This window comes from Streptomyces sp. SID8374 (assembly GCF_009865135.1).
Lineage (GTDB): Bacteria > Actinomycetota > Actinomycetes > Streptomycetales > Streptomycetaceae > Streptomyces.
In genome coordinates, this window is the sequence record NZ_WWGH01000004.1 from 46,026 (window position 1) to 62,261 (window position 16,236).

The following is a 16,236-nucleotide window of genomic DNA, read 5'->3' on the forward strand; positions in this document are numbered from 1 at the left end:
CACATGATGGGTCCGATCCGCAGGTTGGGGAAACCGGCGATGAGCTGGTAGAACGCGTGATCGCATCCGATCGTGCCGGACGCCGTCGTGGTGTTGTACCGGACACCGGGCACGGATACTCCGAGATCCCGTTCTCCGGGAGAGAACTTGTGGAGGCATCCCGCCACACGGGAAGCACGGCCCGCCATCGGCGTGTCACCGTGTCCCGCTAGCCCGCAGACAGCGGGTACGCGTAGCCTGCAACGCATCGCAGGCACCTCCTGTTCAGGTGCTTGGTCACGAGCGCCGACCACCACAACCGGCGACGCGACCGGCAGGCCCCGTACGGGGCCTGTCCGCGTTTCGCGGGCCATCATCCACCTTCCGGGCGGTCTACGTAGGCTCAGTGCGAGTTTCCGGAGTGTCGCCGCAGCCCAGCGCGCTGAGTACGGTCACCGGGTGGCCGTCGTAGGCGCCCCGGTTCCGGGGCGCCTACGAAACTCAGGCCAAAGGAACTTCGAAGCGCAGCTTCCAGCCCGGGCCCAGGGTGTGGCGGGTGACCTCGACGATGCGGCCGTCCTGGGTGACGCCGGTGTGCGTGATCGTCAGAAGCTGATCTCCGGGCTGAACGCCGAGGGCTTCCGCCTGCTCCGCCGTGGCCGGGCGCTGCTCGACGTCCTCGACGACCGAGTCCTGAGCCAGGCCGGCCTCGGACATGCGGGAGATGATGCCGCCAACCCCGGTGTCGAGCTGGGCGACAGCGGGAGCGGCCTCGGCCACGAATCCCGGGATGTAGGAGTCGGCGAGCTGGACCAGGCGCTCGCCCACGAACATCCGGCGAGCCCGAAGCACCACCTCATCGCTGGCGGCGACGCCGAGCAGCTCGGCGATTTCGGCCGGAGCAGGGCTTCGGCCGACCTCGACCTCGGAGCGGGGGATGGCGCCGCTGCGCTTGATCTCAGCTTCGAACGCGCCATGCGAACCGCTCTCCTCCCGCTGGGCCGTGCGGTACCGGCTGCGGGCATCGCGGGTGATTGTGCCGTTGGCGTCAACGGTATTGCTGGCCATGCAGTGTGCTCCTGACTTCCGTCGTGTGTTGATTGGGTTATTCCGGCTGGTCGACGGACCAGCTGTAGGAGAAGTGCCAGAGGTTGGCTGGCACCACGTGCAGGCAGACCTCGACGACCCGGCCGTCCGCCGTCCTGCCGATATGAGTGATCTCGACGACGGACCGGTCGGCCGGGATGCCGAGGGCAGATGCCTCTTCCTTCCCCGGCTGTCGGATCTCAAGGTGTTCGGTCATGGACGTCTGCTGGTAGCCCAGCTCCGCTAGGCGCGAGATGGACCCGCCCGGACCGGTGTCCTCCTGTTCGAGGGCCGAACCGAAGGCCACATCGCCGGGGAAGTAGCTCGTGGCGATCTGGACCACGGTGTCGTCGGCGTACATCGTCCGCTCGCGGACTGCAGTGGACTTGCCTCGCCGTGACACCCCCAAAATCTCGGCGACCTTCTGCGGAGGCTGACCCCGGTAGACCCGCGACACGCTCTTCGGGGCCATCCCGAGGTTTCGGATCTCCGTATCGAACGCACCCCGCGAGCCGGCCGCTTCGCGGGCCACTTTGGAGTAACGGGACGTCGCGTCGCGGTGGATCTTCTCCAGAATGCTGGAGACGTAGGTGCCCTGGCCCTTCCGGCTGACGATCAGACCCTTGTCCTCTAGCGCCCGGTAGGCGTTGCGAACGGTGTCGTACGCCCAGCCCTTGGTGTCCACCAGTTCACGGATCTGCGGCAGCAAGCTCCCGGGCGGGCGGTCCCCGTTTCGGATCTCCTGCTCCAGCTCGTTGGCGAGCTGGAGCCACTTAGGCGTTCTGCCCTCGGTCACGCGGCCGTCCTCCTGTCGCGTTCATCGTGCGGGCTCAATGTAAGCAGATCTAGTTCTGATCCGCACGACGCGAATCTAAACACGATTACCAGCGACTACGCCATGCAGAACTAGGTCTGTTGACAACCTGGGCGGGTGGTGCTGTCATTCTTCTCGTCGCACCACTTCAGACCTAGTTCTGAAGTGGGCGGCGAATAGGACAGCCATGCCAAAAACGGCGTCACCGGACCTTCTCGGAGCTGTACCGAGCCCGGTGGACCAGGAAGAACTCCACAGAGAGCTATGAGGAACAGAGCAACCCTTTGCGCAGGTCAGTTGGCCACGTGGGCCGCCGGCGCGAGGTGAACGTCCAGACAGATTCGGCCCGGCGCATCACCTGTACGGGATGTGCCGTGGCCGTGGCCGTCTGGCCACCAGCGGCACCTTCCCCGCCCGAATGGGCGCAGCCCCGGGATCAGCGCCTTGCACGCGCCCCCCGGGGCCACTTCGGAATCCAGCTCACGACAGGAGTGGACCCGCAATGATCAGTATTCCCGACCCGGCCACCGGCACCCTCGCCGCCGCCATCAAGCTCCGTACCGACGCGTCGCAGATCCTCGGAGTCGACGTCGACCTGATCCTCGGTCCCGTCGTCGGGACCGAGGGCGACTTCGCCCGCCAGGCCCGCGAGGACGCCCTCGCCGACATGGTGGACACCGGCTTCGTCTGGCCCGAGCAGGTCGCCCGCCGCGCGGCGGGCGCCGAGATCCTGCTGGAGGAACTCGACGAGCTGGAGTTCGCCGCCGGCCTCGTCGACCTCGACCTCGGGGCGGTGGCCTGATGGCGGACACCGCCCCCACCACCCGCCAGCTCCTGGCCCAGGTCCTGGAGAAGGTGACCACCAACCCGGACGAGTGGTCGGTGAAGGACACCGAGACCATCTCCCGCCTGAGCCGGGCCGCCGAGTACGAGGAGGCGGCCGAGAAGGTCGCCTCCGTACGGACCGGAGGGTGGCCGCTGTGAGCCGCACCGCGCTCGTCGTACGCGGCCTGGTCCGCGCCGGCCTCGACGCCACCAGCCGGATGCCGTCGCCGATGCTCCTGCTGCTGGTGCCGCTGCTCGCGCTGCTGGCCTACGGCTCCGGGACCGTCCTCCTCGACGCGCTGACCGCGCTGGTCACCGCCGTCGCCCAGATCCTCAAGGCCGTGTGCTGGCTGGCCGCGCTCGCCGTGACCGCCCGCCTGCTGCACCGCCTGATCGACCAGCACCTCCACACAGCCCCGCCCACCGCCTCCACCAGCGCCAGGGAGCCCGCCGCATGATCCGGATGATCCGCACCAAGAACCTCCGCGCTCTCCAGGAGGGCGCGGAACTCGCCTCCGTCCTGGAGGCGGACCTTGAAACCGCCGAGACCACGATCGAGGCGGGCAAGGAGAACCAGGCCCGGGACGCCGAGCAGCTGCAGAAGCTGTCCGGCGAGGCCCGCGACCTGCGGGTCGAGCTGGTGGCCGCCGAGTCCCGCAACAAGGACTTCGCCCGCCTCGTCGAGCTGCTGGGCCGTGCGACGCAGTACGCCTTCGACGCCGCCGACGCCCCGGTCCACGTGGTCCAGCACGAGGGCAGGGCGCGCAGCGCTCACCGCGACGGGGCGTCCGCCCGGGCGGCCACGCCCTACCCGGACGACAACTGGGTGACGTCGCTGGACCCGGACTCCGACCCGCTGGGTTGGAGGATCACGGCGACCACGCCGCCGCCGCTGGCACCTCCGGAGTGCGCGGGCGAGATCGAGGCCCTGCTGGAGCGCCTGGAGCGCCCGGCGCTGGAGCAGCTCGCCGAGGCCGACAGCCTCCAGGAGCTGACCCGTCAGCTGGAGGCCGCCCGGTCCCAGCGCGACACGGCGATGCAGGACACCGACACCGCCGCGGCCGCGCTGACCGCCGAGGCCCTGGCCCACGCGTTCCACCGCACGGCGGTGACCGCCGTGGTCACCGAGATGGCCTTCGCCCTGCTCAGCAGCGACACCGACGCCTCCGTCCGCGAGGTGTCCGGGCTGCTGCTGCGCCATGCCGACCTGTTCGGCATCGACCCCCACGGGCCGAAGACCGGCGCCGACGCCATCACGAAGGGAGCGGTCGCATGAGCGGCGTGCTGAGGATCCGCCGGGGCGTCCGGGACGACTGGACCGGTGCCGACTTCGACTCCTACACGGTGCTCACCGAGCTCGGCGCCACCCGCCCGGCCGCCCTGGTCACCCGCGCCCGCCGGGGCCGGCCGCTGCGCCGCGCCTTCCGCGCCGCCCTGCGCACCGTCACCGTCACCGTTCACTCCACCCCCCGCATCCCGGCCACCGCCGGAAGGAGGTTCACCCGATGACCGCAGCACCCGAGGAGAAGCCGCAGCTCTCGTGGGCCGAGCAGTCCGCGAACGCCGAGAAGATCCGCGCCGAGGCCGACATCGCCCGGGAGCGGGACGCCGAGGAACGCCGGCGCCGCGATCTCCTCGACGCCCCGGAGATCGCCAAGGCCCAGGCCCGGGCCGAGGCTGTGGAGCGCAAGGCCCGCGAGGACCGCGAAGCCGAGGACCGGGCCCGTGAGGAGCGCCGGAAGGCCGAGACCGCCGAGGCCCGGCGCCTGGCCGAGGTCCAGCGCCGCGAGCAGCGCGCCGCCAAGGCCGTCAACGTCGGCGTCGCCGCCGCCCTGCTCGTCGCCCTCCCTCTGCAGATCCGGGCGTTCTGGAGCCCCGACCGCCCCTGGGAGGTCGTCGTCCCGTTCGTCCTGGAGGGCCTGGCCTGGGTGTTCATCCGCCAGGCCGAGGCCGCCATCGCCGCCCGCCGGATGGTGTGGCACTACCTCGTCGGCGTCTTCGCCTGCTCGCTGTTCGCCGCGACGGTCAACGTCCTCGACGGGTTCCTGCACACCGAGATCGGCCCGATCTTCGGCGTGGTCGGCGGCGTCTGCTCGCTCGCCGGACCCGGCATCAAGGTCATCCACGAGTTCGGTGCCCGCGACAAGCAGGCAAAGGCGACCCGGGCCGAACGCAAGCTCGCCGAGGCGCAGGCCAAGCAGGCTGAGGCCGAGGCCAAGGCCCGCGAGGTCGACCTCGACCACAAGCGGAAGACCGAGGCCGCCCGCCGCGAGGAGCAGCGTGTGGCCGCCGAGGCCAAGCGGGCCGCCGAGGCCGAGCGCCTCACGGCCCAGGACGAGCAGCGCCAGGCGACGTACCCGGAGGTGTGGGAGCGGTACGAGGCGATCCTCGCCGCGCATCCGCTCGGGTCCATCTCGCGCGACCGGGCGTGGACCGACGCGCAGCGCGCCGCCGCGCACTCGGCGGTGTGGGACCGGTACACGATGCTCGTCACGGCGGCCCCGGCCACGGTCCGCGCGGTGGACCTGTGGCCCGCCGCCTGGCGGTCGGTCTACGCCCTGCCGGTCGGTCAGACCCCCGAGACGCTCCGGGCCGAGCTCGCTGCCCGGGCGGCCGTCGACGAGGTGCTCACCGAGGCCGACTACACCTCCGAGCGGGCGGCCGTCGACGATCTGCTCGCCGATCTGTTCGGCGGCGACGACGACGATCCGAGCGGCGCCCGCAAGGGCGGCCGTGGAGGACCGTCGGGAAGCCCCACAGCCCTTGGGCGTAAAGGGCTCCAGGGGCCCGGGCGGACGTCCGGCAAGACGCCCGCCAAGCCCCTGGACGAAGACGACCTGCAGAAGGTCCGCGACCTTGCCGACGAGCTCGGTGACGCGGCCCTGCTCTCCGCCAAGAACGTCCGCCAGGCGATCGGCGGCGGAGCCAACGAGTACGTCTGCCGCGTCCGCGACGCGGTCAAGGCGGAGCGGGGAGCCGAGTGATGAACATTCCCCAGGTCCTGACCGGCACCGTGTACGAGGCGGTCGTCGAGCGCAGCGACGGGCTCTGCGAGTGCGATCTGCGCGAGCCGGGGAACTGCGGCCTCGGCCCGGTCAAGTTCCACTTCAGCGGGCAGCGGTGCCGTGAGCACGGGACGTACCGCGCCCCGCTGGTGGCGACGCCGCGCGACCCGGAGGTCTCCGACCGGGACGCGGTCACTCTGCCCGCCGCCGAGGTGATCGTCCTGTGCCGTGGCTGCTACACCCGCCGCCGCAACCGGACCGCCAAGGAACGCGACGCCCGCAACCAGGCCGCCCTCCTCGCCGACGAGAACGCCCTCTTCCCGTCAGACCTGTTGCCCCCAACAGGCCCAACTGCATCCGAACAGCAGCGGGAAGTGGCGTGAACCGCCGACCCGTGAATCCCGGAAGGACACCGCGCATGCCCCGCCTCACCCGCGCCGCCCGCTCGGCCGCCGCCTGCGCCCTCTACGTGGCGCACACGCTGCTCATCCTGTGGGCCGCGTCCGCCGCCGCCGCGTTCTCCTGGCGCAGCGGCTACACCCTCCCGTACGACACCGGCGACAACGCCCTGCTGACGTGCGCGGCCGTCTTCGCCCTGCTGGCCGGCGGGGCGGTCGCCACGCTCCCGGAGCCCTGGATCGCCAAGGCCCGGCACGCGCTGAAGGGCAGCCCGATGGGGCGCTGCCCGGCGTGCGACGGACCGGTCCCGGCCGCCGCGATGGTCGACGCCCGCCCCGGCTCGGTCGGGCCCGTCCCCATCTTCGACTCCTCCCTCGTCCCGCAGAACGGCGAGAAGACGCACCCGAAGGAGACCCGCTGATGAGCGACTCGGCCGCCAAGCCCCACCGCCGGATGCCCTGGCGTCTGGCCCTCCTGGTCCCCGCCGCCGCCTACCTCGCCATCTGGCGCGGCATCCCCGGCGTCACGCCGATGCTCACCTTCACCTGGATCACCGGCCTGCTCACCGGCGGCGCCCTGGTCGCCGCCGGGATGTGGGGCCCGGCCCTGCTGACCGCCGCCGCCCACGCCCAGAAGGAGGGCGCGGCCCGCCGCAAGGCCAAGGCCCAGAAGGCCGCGATCAAGGCCAAGGCCGCCGCCGAGAGCCACCGGTAGCTCACCGATCAGCGGGGCCCGCAGCTTGCCCGGCCCGGGCCCCGCTTCCCCCACCCCCCTTGATCACATCCAGAGAGCGAGGAGCTCCAGCATGACCGACATCTCCCCCGAGCCCGCAGCGGGCGGGCCGGGCGACGAACCGATCCCCGACGACCTCAGCAACCTGTTCGCCGACGACCCCGAGCGGGGCGACCAGCTGGAGAAGCTGGCGCGCGCCGCCGTACGGGGCACCAGGGGCGGGATGGCGGACGCCACCACCGGCACCCCCCGCGACCTGCCCGTCCTGCCCGAGCCCGCCAGCCTGGTCTTCGAGGACGACGAGGACCAGGAGCACACCGGCACCCTGGTGCCCGCGCCCCGGACGGGTACGGACGCCTGGAGCTGGAAGGACGCCTTCCCGCCCGGCACGTTCGACTCCGCGGCCTGGGCCCACCGCAAGAAGGTGGCCCTGCACAAGCTGGCCTGGCACGCCGGACACAGCCACCTCTACGCCTGGCGGCTGACCCGGCTCTCCGGCATCGGGATGGTGGCCGGCGCCCGGGACGGCTGGCACTACTACTCCGCCCAGGAGTACGCCGACATGGTTGACACCGCCCGCCGCAAGGGCCTGAACCCCGACATCGTCGCGGCGCTGCGCGAGGAGCGGCTGGAGACCGCCCGGGCCCGGCGGCGCGAACCGCTACTCGTCGGCGCGACCACCGCCGTGCTCACCGCCATCGCGGCCGCCGTCGCCGTCGCCGACGTCTACGGGCTGCTCGCCGCCTCCCCGGCCGCTCTGCTCACCCTGGGCATCCTGTCCGCCCTGGGCCTGCGCGAGCACCGGCGCCGCAACCCCGAAGCGGCCCTGTCCGCCGCGTTCGCCCTGTCCGCCGCCTCCACGGCCGAGGACGCCCCGCTCACCGACGACCTGCTCAACCGGATCCTGCGTACGGCGAAGGTGTTCACCAAGGACGAGCACCAGATCACGCTGCTGGAGCCGATCCGCCCGGCCGAGATCAACGGGGTCCTCGCAGTTTTCAAGCTCCCCGACGACCTCCAGGTCTCCTCGCTCGTCGCGAAGAAGGAGGCCATCGCCGGCGCCCTCGACGTCGAGCCGCACTGGATCGACATCAAGGAGGACGGCTCCCCCCGGCGATGCTCCTTCTGGTACTCCTCGAGCGACCCGTTCGGGAAGCCGCGCACCTCCCCGCTGGTGGACGAGCCCGAGCGCCAGGACGTGTGGAACCGCGGCATCCTGATCGGGTTCAACCGGCGCGGCCTGCCGGTGTACCTCAAGCTCCGGCACGTCATGGCCCTGCTGGGCGGGATGTCCCGTACGGGCAAGGGCATGCTGCTGCGCAATCTCATCGTCGGCCTGGGCCTGGACCCGCGCGTCAACCTGCGCCTGGTCGCCGGAGCCAAGCCCGGTGAGCACCGCGGGTACGGGCCGATCTGCTCCACCTTCTTCGGCCGTCGCCCCGAGCGGCTCATCACCCTGCTGGAGGCGTTCCTGCGCGAGGCGTACCGGCGCGAGGGCGTCCTGGAGGACCAGGGGCGGGCCAAGTTCGGTGAGAAGGACCTGGACGAGTTCCCGCTGGAAATCCTCATCATCGACGAGTACAAGCAGTACGCGAACGCGTCGGTCCGGATTCCCGACCCGACCGACGACGAGGGAAGGCGCACCTTCAAGGCGTGCGACCGGATCGCCGAACTGATCGAGGAGATCGCCGCGTTCGCGGCCGCGCTCAACATGACCATCCTCATCTCCACCCAGGACCCGGACGCCAACACCGTCCCGCGCGGCTACAAGTCCAACACCGGGGCGCGGGCGGCCACCCGTACCGGCGGCGCTATCCAGACCAACGCGATCCTGAAGGACGGCGCCACCGGCGCCGGCCTGCGCGCCCATGAGATCCCGGAATCCCTTGCAGGCGGTGCCATCGTCGATATCGACGGGGCTCCCGGCGAACTCATCCGCTCCTTCTTCATCGAGGACGAGGAATTCGACGGAGCGGCGGAGCTGATCCGTGCCGGTCTCTATCTCCGCGAGGAGCTGGGCCGGGCGCCGGGGCAATTCGTCGACCGAATCGAGGAGTACCTGATCGAGGTCACCGGAGCGTCCTCCCTGGCAGGCGGGCCCACCGGATCTGGGCGCCCCGGCCCGCTGACGGACACCGCCGTCATGGTCGAGACCACCACGGTCCTCACCCACATTCTCGACGCGTTCGCCAAGGCCGGGGACGTCGACCGGCTGCGGACCGCCGACCTGCTCCCGCTCCTGGCCGCCCTGGACCCCGACACCTTCAGCTACGAGGCGCTCGGCGTCGAGGAGCCCGACGCCGACGCCGACGAGAAGGCGGTGAAGGCGGCCACCGCCGCATACAACCGGGCCGGTGGCCGGCGCCTGGCCGAAGAGATCGCCAAGGTCCTGGACGGGACTGACCACGAGCTCTTCACCCGCGAGTGGACCACCGCCCCCCGGGGCCGCGGCTACCTCCTCGCCGAGGTCCGCCAAGCCGCTGGGATTGCCCCGGAATGACCCATGCGACGGCCATGCGACGCGATGTGTCGTCGCAGGTCAGCGCATGAGACGCCGATGCGACGCCGCCGCCGATCATGCGACGGCGTCGCATCGGCCCGCCCCTCGTCGCACCACCGTCGCAACCTCTGACCTGCGAAGACGTATCGCATCGCATCCTGTCCCGCATCCACAAAACACCGCAAAACGATCACGCCAGGGAGACCCGCCGATCATGCCCGCCGCCGACCGTTTCACCCCCGCCACCGAAGGAGCAAGCCCCGTGAGCGAGTCCACCGTCGACCAGGCCACCGCCGACCACGTCCGCCAGCTCCTGGCCGAGGCCAGGCTCGTCGAATCGGCCTTCGAGCCCACCCCGGCCGCGACCGCCGCACCGGCCGCCCCGACCGTGCCCGTACCGCCCCCGGGCTACACCCTGCGCACCACCCACCGCACCACCGCCGACGGCGGCAGCGAGGTCGTGCACGAGGTCGTCCCCCTGGCCCCCGTCCCGGCCGCCGGACCGGTCGGCTCCGCCGCGGCGGCCGCCCACAGCCCGGCAGTGCGCCGGAGCCTGCCGGACTGGCTCACCGGCAACACCCGCGTCCTGAAGGCGATGGTCGTCGTCGGCGGCATCGGCACGGTGGCCGGCCTCGCGGCGGTCTACGGACCGGCCGTCGGCGCGGGCGCCGCAGCGGCGGCCGCCGGGCTGTGGGCCGCCACCCTCACCATCCTGAAGTTCGTCGCCGCGGTGGTCGTCGGCGTCGTCGTCATCGGCGCGCTGACCGGCAGCGGCTCGAAGAAGAAGACGGGCACCTTCGAGGGCACCATCCAGGGCACCTGGAAGCAGGACTGATGCCCGGGCCCGTGCAGATCGTCTTCAAGGGCTCGCCTCTCTTCGGCGGCCAGGCGGTCAAGTGCCCGCAGGAGACCCGCGTCATCCCCTCGAAGGTCATCCGCCTCTACGTCACCCCGGCCGGGGTGGTCGGCACCTGCGGACTCACCCACCGCCCCCGGGACGAGCGGGGGCGCAAGACCCAGCCCGCCGAGTGCGTCTTCGAGGTCCCGCACGTCACCAAGGACGAGCTGGCCGCGCTCGCCGCGCCCGGCAAGACCGGCCGAGTGAGCGGCAGGCTCCCCACCGGCAAGGTCATCGACGTCCAGATCATCTCGCTCGGCGCGGAGGCCAAGGTGGGCGCCGGCGGAGGGAAAGCCGCTCAGGCGTTCGCCGCCGCCAAGGGCGGCAAGGGCGCGGCCGGGGCGAGCGCCGCTCCGGCCAGGGTCCAGCGTGGCGGCGGCGGGGCGATGGCTGCCTTCTTCGGCGCCGTCGCCGCGACCGCCGGGGCCGCCGGACAGATCGCGGGCGCCGCCGGGCAGGTTGCCGGGTCCGCCGCCAGCATCGTCGGCTCGGCTGCCGACCTCGGCAAGGAGGGCGTCGGCCTGGCCCGCGACGGAGTCCGGGAGGCCGGTGCGCGCAGCGGCCGCAGGCATGAACGCCAGATGCGCGACACCGACTCCGACGGCTGACGCCGCGACGAAACCCGCCCCGCCCCGGGTCGGCCCTGTTGGGACCAACAGGGCCGACCTGCTCTGAACTGCACCAACCTACAGACGCGAACAAAAAGTTGGCGAACTCTATACAGGCCAACAAAAAGTTGGCATTCTGGTTGCGCGGCCCCAACCGGTGGCCGGCGAAAAAGACAAGCAGGAGGAACCGGCGTGAACAAGAACAAGCCCAGCCGCCTCAAGTCCTTCTTCTTCGGCCTGATCGGGCAGGCGTACGTGTGCGAGTCCGCCGAGGAGGTCCGCGAGGCCATCACGGAAAGCGCCTTCACCGCCTCGCCGGGCCGGGTGCAGGCGCACGCCCGCGGAGCGGGCGGCCTGAGCGACTCCCTCGCTTTCCAGCCCGGCCTGCTCGACCTGCACGACGATCTGCACGACGCCTGGCACTACCTCACCGCGCTGAAGGCCCGTGCCCGCGACCTCGGAAACGGCGCCCTGGTCGACCACCTCGGGGCAGCGGCCGACTCCACGCGCGATGTCCTCCAGGCCGTAGCCGCCGCCGCCGAGAACACCGTCCCCTCCCCCGCGCTCCCCGCGCACCAGTAGACCGCCCCGTGGCGGCCGCCATCCCGGCCAAGGAGCTACGGCCGCCACGGGCCTTCCGACCCGCTCCAGGGGGAGCAGGGGGAACGCCTATCCTCCCTGATCCGCCTGGAGCGCCCCGTGCCGGTCAGGCCCGGCCTCTCCCGGGGCCGCCACACCGCCGGCACCGGCACCCACCCGACACGGTCAGGCCCATTGGACCTAACGGGCCCAACCACCATTGATCAGGAGAGAAAGTGTTCAACGCCGGAGACATCGTGCAGTTCCTCTCGTGCGACGACGACCCCAGGGCCATCGGGAAGACGGGCCGGATCCTCGACGAGGTCCCCCCGGCCCGCTGACCGACCACCGCTGGACCGCCGACCGGATCGGCGTCTGGATCGGCCCCGTCCTGGTGCGCAGCGACGAGATCCGGAAGGTGGGCTGACCATGCGACTGGACTGGATGAGCCGCGCCGACCGGCGCCGCTGGAACTCCGCCCGCACCATCACCGACCTCGGCGAACTGATGGCCCTGTGGCTCGAAGGGGAGATCGCCTCCCGCCCCGGCTACCAGCCCCGCTTCGGTCCCGACGAGGAGACCGCGCACCTGGTGCCCGGCCTCGCCGCCCTGTGCCGTACGGGCTACGTCACCACCTGCTCGCAGCCCGGACTCGTCGAACTCGACGTCGACGGCCGATGGTGGGAGCAGCGCGCCGCCATCCAGCTGGTCGTCACCGACCGCGCCCTCCAGCACCGACTGGTCGAGGCCGCCCGTACCGCCGGAATGATCGTACGGATCAACGACTACCGCCGCGGCGGCGTCCAGGGCCCGCCCGTCGTCGTCACCAAGGTGGACGACGAGCCCTTCACCGCGTTCGGCGGTCGCATCGGCCGCGCGGATATGCGCAACCAGTGGCCCGAGCTCGGTCGCAAGCTCTACGCCCAGGTCGCCTACGGCACCTACCTCTCGGTCGTCGCGTCGGAGTACGGCCCCGCCGGCGAACGGCTCTGGGAGATCCTCGCGCTGCTGAACGAGGCCCCGCAGGCCCGTTAGTCCCAACAGGTCCATTTCCTGCTGACCCACACCCGAAGGAGCACTTCATGTCCGAGCCCGAGCAGCAGCCCTCCAGCTTCGTCGTCACCGAGCGGACCGCCCCCGACACCGTCACCACCGTGATCGTCACCACCGAGGGCGTCACCGCCCACGACTGCCCCGGCGGCCTCACCGCAGACGACCTCGTCGACTAGCCACCCCGGCGCCGCCCCCGTCCGGCCCGCGCAGCCGGTCTCCGCCGACCACCTACGCGTACTGCGCCGCCCCAGGCCGCCCCACCTTGGGGCGGCCTTTCGCATTTCCAGAGAGTTGCCCCTGTTCGGGCTAACAGGGGCAACCGCGTGGTGGGCTAACTGAAACTTGGCCAACCCTGTATTGACATTGCCAACTTTGAGTTGGCATGATTTGGGGTGTGGGCAGCGGCCCGCACCGACCCAGGAAGAAGGAGTCGCCACCATGGAGCAGCAGACCCCACCGTCCCCCGGCCTTGACGAACTGATCGCCCGGCGGGCCGCCGCCGACGCCAAGCTCCTGCAGGCCCGCACCGACGTGGTCGCCGAGATCAGCCGGACCGACAACAAGGCGTCCGCGCTGCTCGCCGCCTTCGGGCTCCCGCTCGCCGTCCTGGTCGCCGCCGTCCCCGGCCAGGACCTGCCCGCCCCGGCCGTGATCCTCGTCGGCCTCGGCACGGTCGGCCTGGTCGCCGCGATGATCGTCGTCCTCCTGGTCATCCGCCCCCGCCTCGGCGGCAACACCCGGGGTTCGTACTTGCACTGGGCGACCTGCACCCCCGAGCAGGTTCGCGCCGATCTCGCCGCCGACCTCACCGCCCAGCGCATCGTCAAGCTCTCCCAGATCGCCGCCGCGAAGTACCGCGCGCTCAGGACCGCCATCGACATCACCGCCGGCGCCCTGGTCCTCCTGGTCCTCGCGCTGGCCGCCGCCCTCGCCCTCAACTGACCGACCTCTGGCCCACCGGCCACCGCAACGAAGGAGATCCGCCACGATGCTCACCCTGATCCGAAAGATCCTCACCCGGCTGACCACCCCGCTGAAGACCGCGTCGTACTCCTGCGGCAAGTGCGGATTCAAGGTGGAGGTCACCGACTACCCCGACGGCGTCGACCGCGCCCTCGACATCGGCCTCACCCACGCCTGTAAGCCCCGGCCCAAGAGCCTCTGACCCCCGGGACGGGCGGTCACCCGGCTACCCACCACGCGCCGCCCGTCCCGGGTCCACCCATCCGCTCCAGGGCCGGAGCAGGGGGCAGACACATCGTCCCTCACACCGCGAGACGGAGCCCGATCACCATGAGCCCCACCCGACCCGACACCCCCGAGTCCACCGCCGCGAAGGAGCGCCTCGACGCGGCGGCCGCCACCCGGGACAAGGCCCTCGAAGCCGCGCACCGCACCTACTGGAGCGCGGTCGCCACCGAGATCCGGGCGAAGAACCTCACCCAGGCCGCCACCGCCGCGCACCTGGACTTCTCCCGCGAGCACATCCGCAAGCAGATCAAGCGCTACACCGACAACGGCTGAGGACGCCCCAGCCCGGCACGCGCGCGGACCAGCACATGCCCCGGGGGCGGCCGTCACGGCCAAGCGACCGACCGCCCCCGGCTGCGCCGCATCCTCGCTCGCATCCTGGCCAGCCTCGGTCAGGCCCGTTAGACCCAATGATCCCAACAGAGGACGTCCGGGCGAACCCGCCCGCACTGTCACCCCGACGCGAACCTCGTCGTCGGCATCTCCTCCAACGTCGGATGGGACGTGGCCTTCAATCAGAGCGGCGCCTCCCTCCTGTCGATCGCCGCCCCGGCCTCGCAGGCCGGCGCCTCCCAGGTGGCCGAGATCGTCCGGGCACTCGTGCGCGGAGAACTCGGCAACCCCTTCCGCCGCTGAAATGCCACCGCGATGACCGACGCCACCAACCACCACGCCGTGCTGGACCTGCTGACCGAGGCCGCCCGCGCGCGGTCCACCGCCCGCGCTCTGACCGACGCCGTCGTGCCCCGCAGCCTGCACCGCCTCACCTGCGGCGGCTGACCCCCCCCCGACCCGAACCCGGCGGGGCCGCCGAAACCGGCCCCGCTCCTCTTGAGGAGCCCCATCCCGACCTCGGCGCCGTCCGGCTCACTCAGTCCCAGGAGGACGGCCGCCTCCTGGCCGTTATCGAGACCCCCGTCCAGCACGGCCAGCTCGCTCCCAGCGTGCGCCCGCCGTACACCGTGCGCGACTGGGAGACCGACCGGTACGCGTACTCCTCCGACGGCGACCACCTGCCCCTGCAGGACCCTGAGGACGAGTCCCAGCCCGCCCTGTTGCTCTCCGCCACCCTGCGCCTGCCGGCGGACGGCTGGACCCTGCACCAGCCCGCCGGGAAGTGGCCCGTCGAGGAGCTGCTGATCGACGACGCCAAGCAGGCCGTCGCCGTCGCCGTGGCGGCCGTCAACCGCACCGCCGGGCACATGGTCGCCAAGCTGGTCGGCAGCGAAGGCGGCCACTGGTGACCGGCCTGCCCGACCCGGCGGACATGTCCCACGCGATGCTCATCGCCCTGCTGATGCACCACGGCGGCTCCATGGACCTGCCCGCCGCGGCGTTCGAGGCCGACGCCCTGGGCGACGGCCACGGCGCCCACCACGCGGTGCAGCTCGCCCCGCTCGGCAACGACACGGTCCGCCTGTCCGTCGTCGCCCGCCCGCCCGGCGATACGGCCGGCATCGAGGTACGCGACCGGTGACCACCGGCCGCACGGAGTAGGACACTCGAAGCACCAACCGAAGGAGAGGCAGTGACCGCACAGCCCGAGCACCAGGACGTCGTACCGCCCATGCGCACGCTCGCCGAGCTGCGCGCCGCCCTGAGCGTCTGGGGCATCCCCGGCGACGCCGACACGTTCGAGAAGGAACTGGCGGACACGGACCTGGACGACCTCACCCGTGTCCGCGAGATCACCCAGGCGTACCGTCACCGGGTCCTGCTGCGGTGTGACCCGCAGGCCATGGCCGCTCTGATGCGCAGCAGCCAGGACGTCGCCTACGAGCTGGACCAGAAGATGACCGAGGACGCCCGGTGACCCACGCGTTCTTCAGCGACGCCGCCGAGAAGATCCTGCGTGGCGACCTCGGTGTCAGCGAGCAGACGGCCGTCCGGTCGGTGCGGGCCTCCCTGGAAGAGGACCCGACCCCCGATCACGCCCGCGGGCTTCCGGACGCCGACCACCGTTCCGAGTCGTACGCCATCGACCTGCTCCCCGAACAGACCGGCGGACGCGGCATCACCGTCGTCTACCGACACAACCAGGATCTGGACGCCGTGCTGATCCTCTGGCTCATCGCCGGCCCCTGACATCCCACCTCCGAAGCCCCCGGCCGCGCTGCCTGCGGCCGGGGGCTTCGTCGTGTCCGGCTGCCCGGCCGTACGAGAGCGCACCGGGGCGGACATCGTCCTGCATTCTGCGTAGGCCCGGCTCGCCGCTGGCCACGGTCATGACGAGCCACTCGCCCGCTGACTACCGTCCGCAACCGATCCGCCAAGCCGTCCGCGAATCGCGGACGGGCCCCCGGCTCAGGTATCTGCCCGGCGGGCCCGTCGGCAGGCCCGCCGGGCTATGTCGCCGGACATAGTCACCGGGTCGCAGGGGTAACGGGCATACCGGCGTGAATCGGTACTCCTGGTGGGCTGCTTCTTGGTCAACGGGCGATCCGGAGTTACGGTCAACGCTCTCTCGATGCCCAGGTGCCTGTAGTGACTTCTGGTCGTGTTGTTCA

General features: G+C 71.6%; 26 protein-coding genes. 24 read left to right on the forward strand and 2 right to left on the reverse strand.

The features are described from left to right. Window positions 1-480: 480 nt before the first annotated feature. Window positions 481-1,047, reverse strand: coding sequence for a UTRA domain-containing protein (locus GTY67_RS34195; protein ID WP_161281730.1), 567 nt, complete (start codon window positions 1,045-1,047; stop codon window positions 481-483). Window positions 1,048-1,084: 37 nt separating this feature from the next. Then, window positions 1,085-1,861 (reverse strand): GntR family transcriptional regulator, encoded by a 777-nt coding sequence (locus tag GTY67_RS35615; RefSeq protein ID WP_161281731.1) that lies wholly within the window; start codon window positions 1,859-1,861, stop codon window positions 1,085-1,087. Between the two features lie 520 nt (window positions 1,862-2,381). On the opposite strand from GTY67_RS35615, the gene GTY67_RS34205 reads away from it, so the two are divergent. The 24 genes from GTY67_RS34205 (at window position 2,382) to GTY67_RS34315 (ending at window position 15,814) form a co-directional block, all read left to right on the forward strand. Continuing rightward, window positions 2,382-2,681: a hypothetical protein gene (locus tag GTY67_RS34205; protein WP_161281732.1), complete on the forward strand. Its 300-nt coding sequence runs from the start codon at window positions 2,382-2,384 to the stop codon at window positions 2,679-2,681. After that, window positions 2,681-2,863, forward strand: coding sequence for a hypothetical protein (locus GTY67_RS34210; RefSeq protein WP_161281733.1), 183 nt, complete (start codon window positions 2,681-2,683; stop codon window positions 2,861-2,863). The genes GTY67_RS34205 and GTY67_RS34210 overlap by 1 nt, the downstream gene beginning before the upstream one ends. Beyond that, a complete protein-coding gene (locus tag GTY67_RS34215; protein ID WP_161281734.1) occupies window positions 2,860-3,162 on the forward strand; it encodes a hypothetical protein in 303 nt (100 codons plus the stop codon). The genes GTY67_RS34210 and GTY67_RS34215 overlap by 4 nt, the downstream gene beginning before the upstream one ends. Beyond that, complete coding sequence (locus GTY67_RS34220) at window positions 3,159-3,980, forward strand: hypothetical protein (protein ID WP_161281735.1); 822 nt, start codon at window positions 3,159-3,161, stop codon at window positions 3,978-3,980. The genes GTY67_RS34215 and GTY67_RS34220 overlap by 4 nt, the downstream gene beginning before the upstream one ends. Further along, window positions 3,977-4,213: a hypothetical protein gene (locus tag GTY67_RS34225; protein WP_161281736.1), complete on the forward strand. Its 237-nt coding sequence runs from the start codon at window positions 3,977-3,979 to the stop codon at window positions 4,211-4,213. The genes GTY67_RS34220 and GTY67_RS34225 overlap by 4 nt, the downstream gene beginning before the upstream one ends. Beyond that, the gene (locus GTY67_RS34230; RefSeq protein WP_161281737.1) at window positions 4,210-5,688 is read left to right on the forward strand and encodes a hypothetical protein; all 1,479 of its coding nucleotides are present in this window, start codon (window positions 4,210-4,212) and stop codon (window positions 5,686-5,688) included. The genes GTY67_RS34225 and GTY67_RS34230 overlap by 4 nt, the downstream gene beginning before the upstream one ends. Next, complete coding sequence (locus GTY67_RS34235) at window positions 5,688-6,092, forward strand: hypothetical protein (protein ID WP_161281738.1); 405 nt, start codon at window positions 5,688-5,690, stop codon at window positions 6,090-6,092. Before GTY67_RS34230 ends, GTY67_RS34235 begins: the two co-directional genes overlap by 1 nt. Window positions 6,093-6,127: 35 nt before the next feature. Continuing rightward, on the forward strand, window positions 6,128-6,529 hold the full coding sequence (locus GTY67_RS34240; protein WP_161281739.1) for a hypothetical protein: 402 nt from the start codon (window positions 6,128-6,130) through the stop codon (window positions 6,527-6,529). Continuing rightward, entirely contained in the window at window positions 6,529-6,822 is a 294-nt protein-coding gene (locus GTY67_RS34245) for a hypothetical protein (protein ID WP_161281740.1), read from the forward strand. The genes GTY67_RS34240 and GTY67_RS34245 overlap by 1 nt, the downstream gene beginning before the upstream one ends. 91 nt (window positions 6,823-6,913) lie before the next feature. Beyond that, window positions 6,914-9,340, forward strand: a complete 2,427-nt coding sequence (locus GTY67_RS34250; protein ID WP_161281741.1) for a hypothetical protein — start codon at window positions 6,914-6,916, stop codon at window positions 9,338-9,340. Window positions 9,341-9,602: 262 nt separating this feature from the next. Further along, window positions 9,603-10,175 carry a hypothetical protein gene (locus tag GTY67_RS34255; protein ID WP_161281742.1) on the forward strand — a complete coding sequence of 191 codons (573 nt, stop codon included), beginning with the start codon at window positions 9,603-9,605 and terminating at the stop codon, window positions 10,173-10,175. Further along, the gene (locus GTY67_RS34260; protein ID WP_161281743.1) at window positions 10,175-10,846 is read left to right on the forward strand and encodes a hypothetical protein; all 672 of its coding nucleotides are present in this window, start codon (window positions 10,175-10,177) and stop codon (window positions 10,844-10,846) included. Before GTY67_RS34255 ends, GTY67_RS34260 begins: the two co-directional genes overlap by 1 nt. Before the next feature lie 192 nt (window positions 10,847-11,038). After that, on the forward strand, window positions 11,039-11,428 hold the full coding sequence (locus GTY67_RS34265; RefSeq protein ID WP_161281744.1) for a hypothetical protein: 390 nt from the start codon (window positions 11,039-11,041) through the stop codon (window positions 11,426-11,428). Window positions 11,429-11,854: 426 nt separating this feature from the next. After that, complete coding sequence (locus GTY67_RS34275; protein WP_161281745.1) at window positions 11,855-12,460, forward strand: hypothetical protein; 606 nt, start codon at window positions 11,855-11,857, stop codon at window positions 12,458-12,460. 47 nt (window positions 12,461-12,507) lie between these two features. Then, window positions 12,508-12,654, forward strand: a complete 147-nt coding sequence (locus GTY67_RS34280) for a hypothetical protein (protein WP_161281746.1) — start codon at window positions 12,508-12,510, stop codon at window positions 12,652-12,654. 262 nt (window positions 12,655-12,916) lie between these two features. Then, complete coding sequence (locus GTY67_RS34285; protein WP_237503076.1) at window positions 12,917-13,420, forward strand: Pycsar system effector family protein; 504 nt, start codon at window positions 12,917-12,919, stop codon at window positions 13,418-13,420. Between the two features lie 46 nt (window positions 13,421-13,466). After that, the gene (locus GTY67_RS34290; RefSeq protein WP_161281747.1) at window positions 13,467-13,643 is read left to right on the forward strand and encodes a hypothetical protein; all 177 of its coding nucleotides are present in this window, start codon (window positions 13,467-13,469) and stop codon (window positions 13,641-13,643) included. 128 nt (window positions 13,644-13,771) lie between these two features. Then, window positions 13,772-14,002, forward strand: coding sequence for a hypothetical protein (locus GTY67_RS34295; RefSeq protein ID WP_161281748.1), 231 nt, complete (start codon window positions 13,772-13,774; stop codon window positions 14,000-14,002). Window positions 14,003-14,233: 231 nt separating this feature from the next. Then, complete coding sequence (locus tag GTY67_RS35420) at window positions 14,234-14,365, forward strand: hypothetical protein (RefSeq protein ID WP_272925869.1); 132 nt, start codon at window positions 14,234-14,236, stop codon at window positions 14,363-14,365. A 12-nt stretch (window positions 14,366-14,377) separates the two neighbouring features. Then, window positions 14,378-14,509 carry a hypothetical protein gene (locus GTY67_RS35425; protein WP_272925870.1) on the forward strand — a complete coding sequence of 44 codons (132 nt, stop codon included), beginning with the start codon at window positions 14,378-14,380 and terminating at the stop codon, window positions 14,507-14,509. 164 nt (window positions 14,510-14,673) lie between these two features. Further along, complete coding sequence (locus tag GTY67_RS34300; protein ID WP_161281749.1) at window positions 14,674-14,973, forward strand: hypothetical protein; 300 nt, start codon at window positions 14,674-14,676, stop codon at window positions 14,971-14,973. Next, window positions 14,970-15,206 carry a pRL2-19 gene (locus tag GTY67_RS34305; RefSeq protein ID WP_161281750.1) on the forward strand — a complete coding sequence of 79 codons (237 nt, stop codon included), beginning with the start codon at window positions 14,970-14,972 and terminating at the stop codon, window positions 15,204-15,206. The genes GTY67_RS34300 and GTY67_RS34305 overlap by 4 nt, the downstream gene beginning before the upstream one ends. Before the next feature lie 51 nt (window positions 15,207-15,257). Then, the gene (locus tag GTY67_RS34310) at window positions 15,258-15,542 is read left to right on the forward strand and encodes a hypothetical protein (protein ID WP_161281751.1); all 285 of its coding nucleotides are present in this window, start codon (window positions 15,258-15,260) and stop codon (window positions 15,540-15,542) included. After that, window positions 15,539-15,814, forward strand: a complete 276-nt coding sequence (locus tag GTY67_RS34315; RefSeq protein WP_161281752.1) for a hypothetical protein — start codon at window positions 15,539-15,541, stop codon at window positions 15,812-15,814. The genes GTY67_RS34310 and GTY67_RS34315 overlap by 4 nt, the downstream gene beginning before the upstream one ends. The last annotated feature ends 422 nt before the right edge of the window (window positions 15,815-16,236 follow it).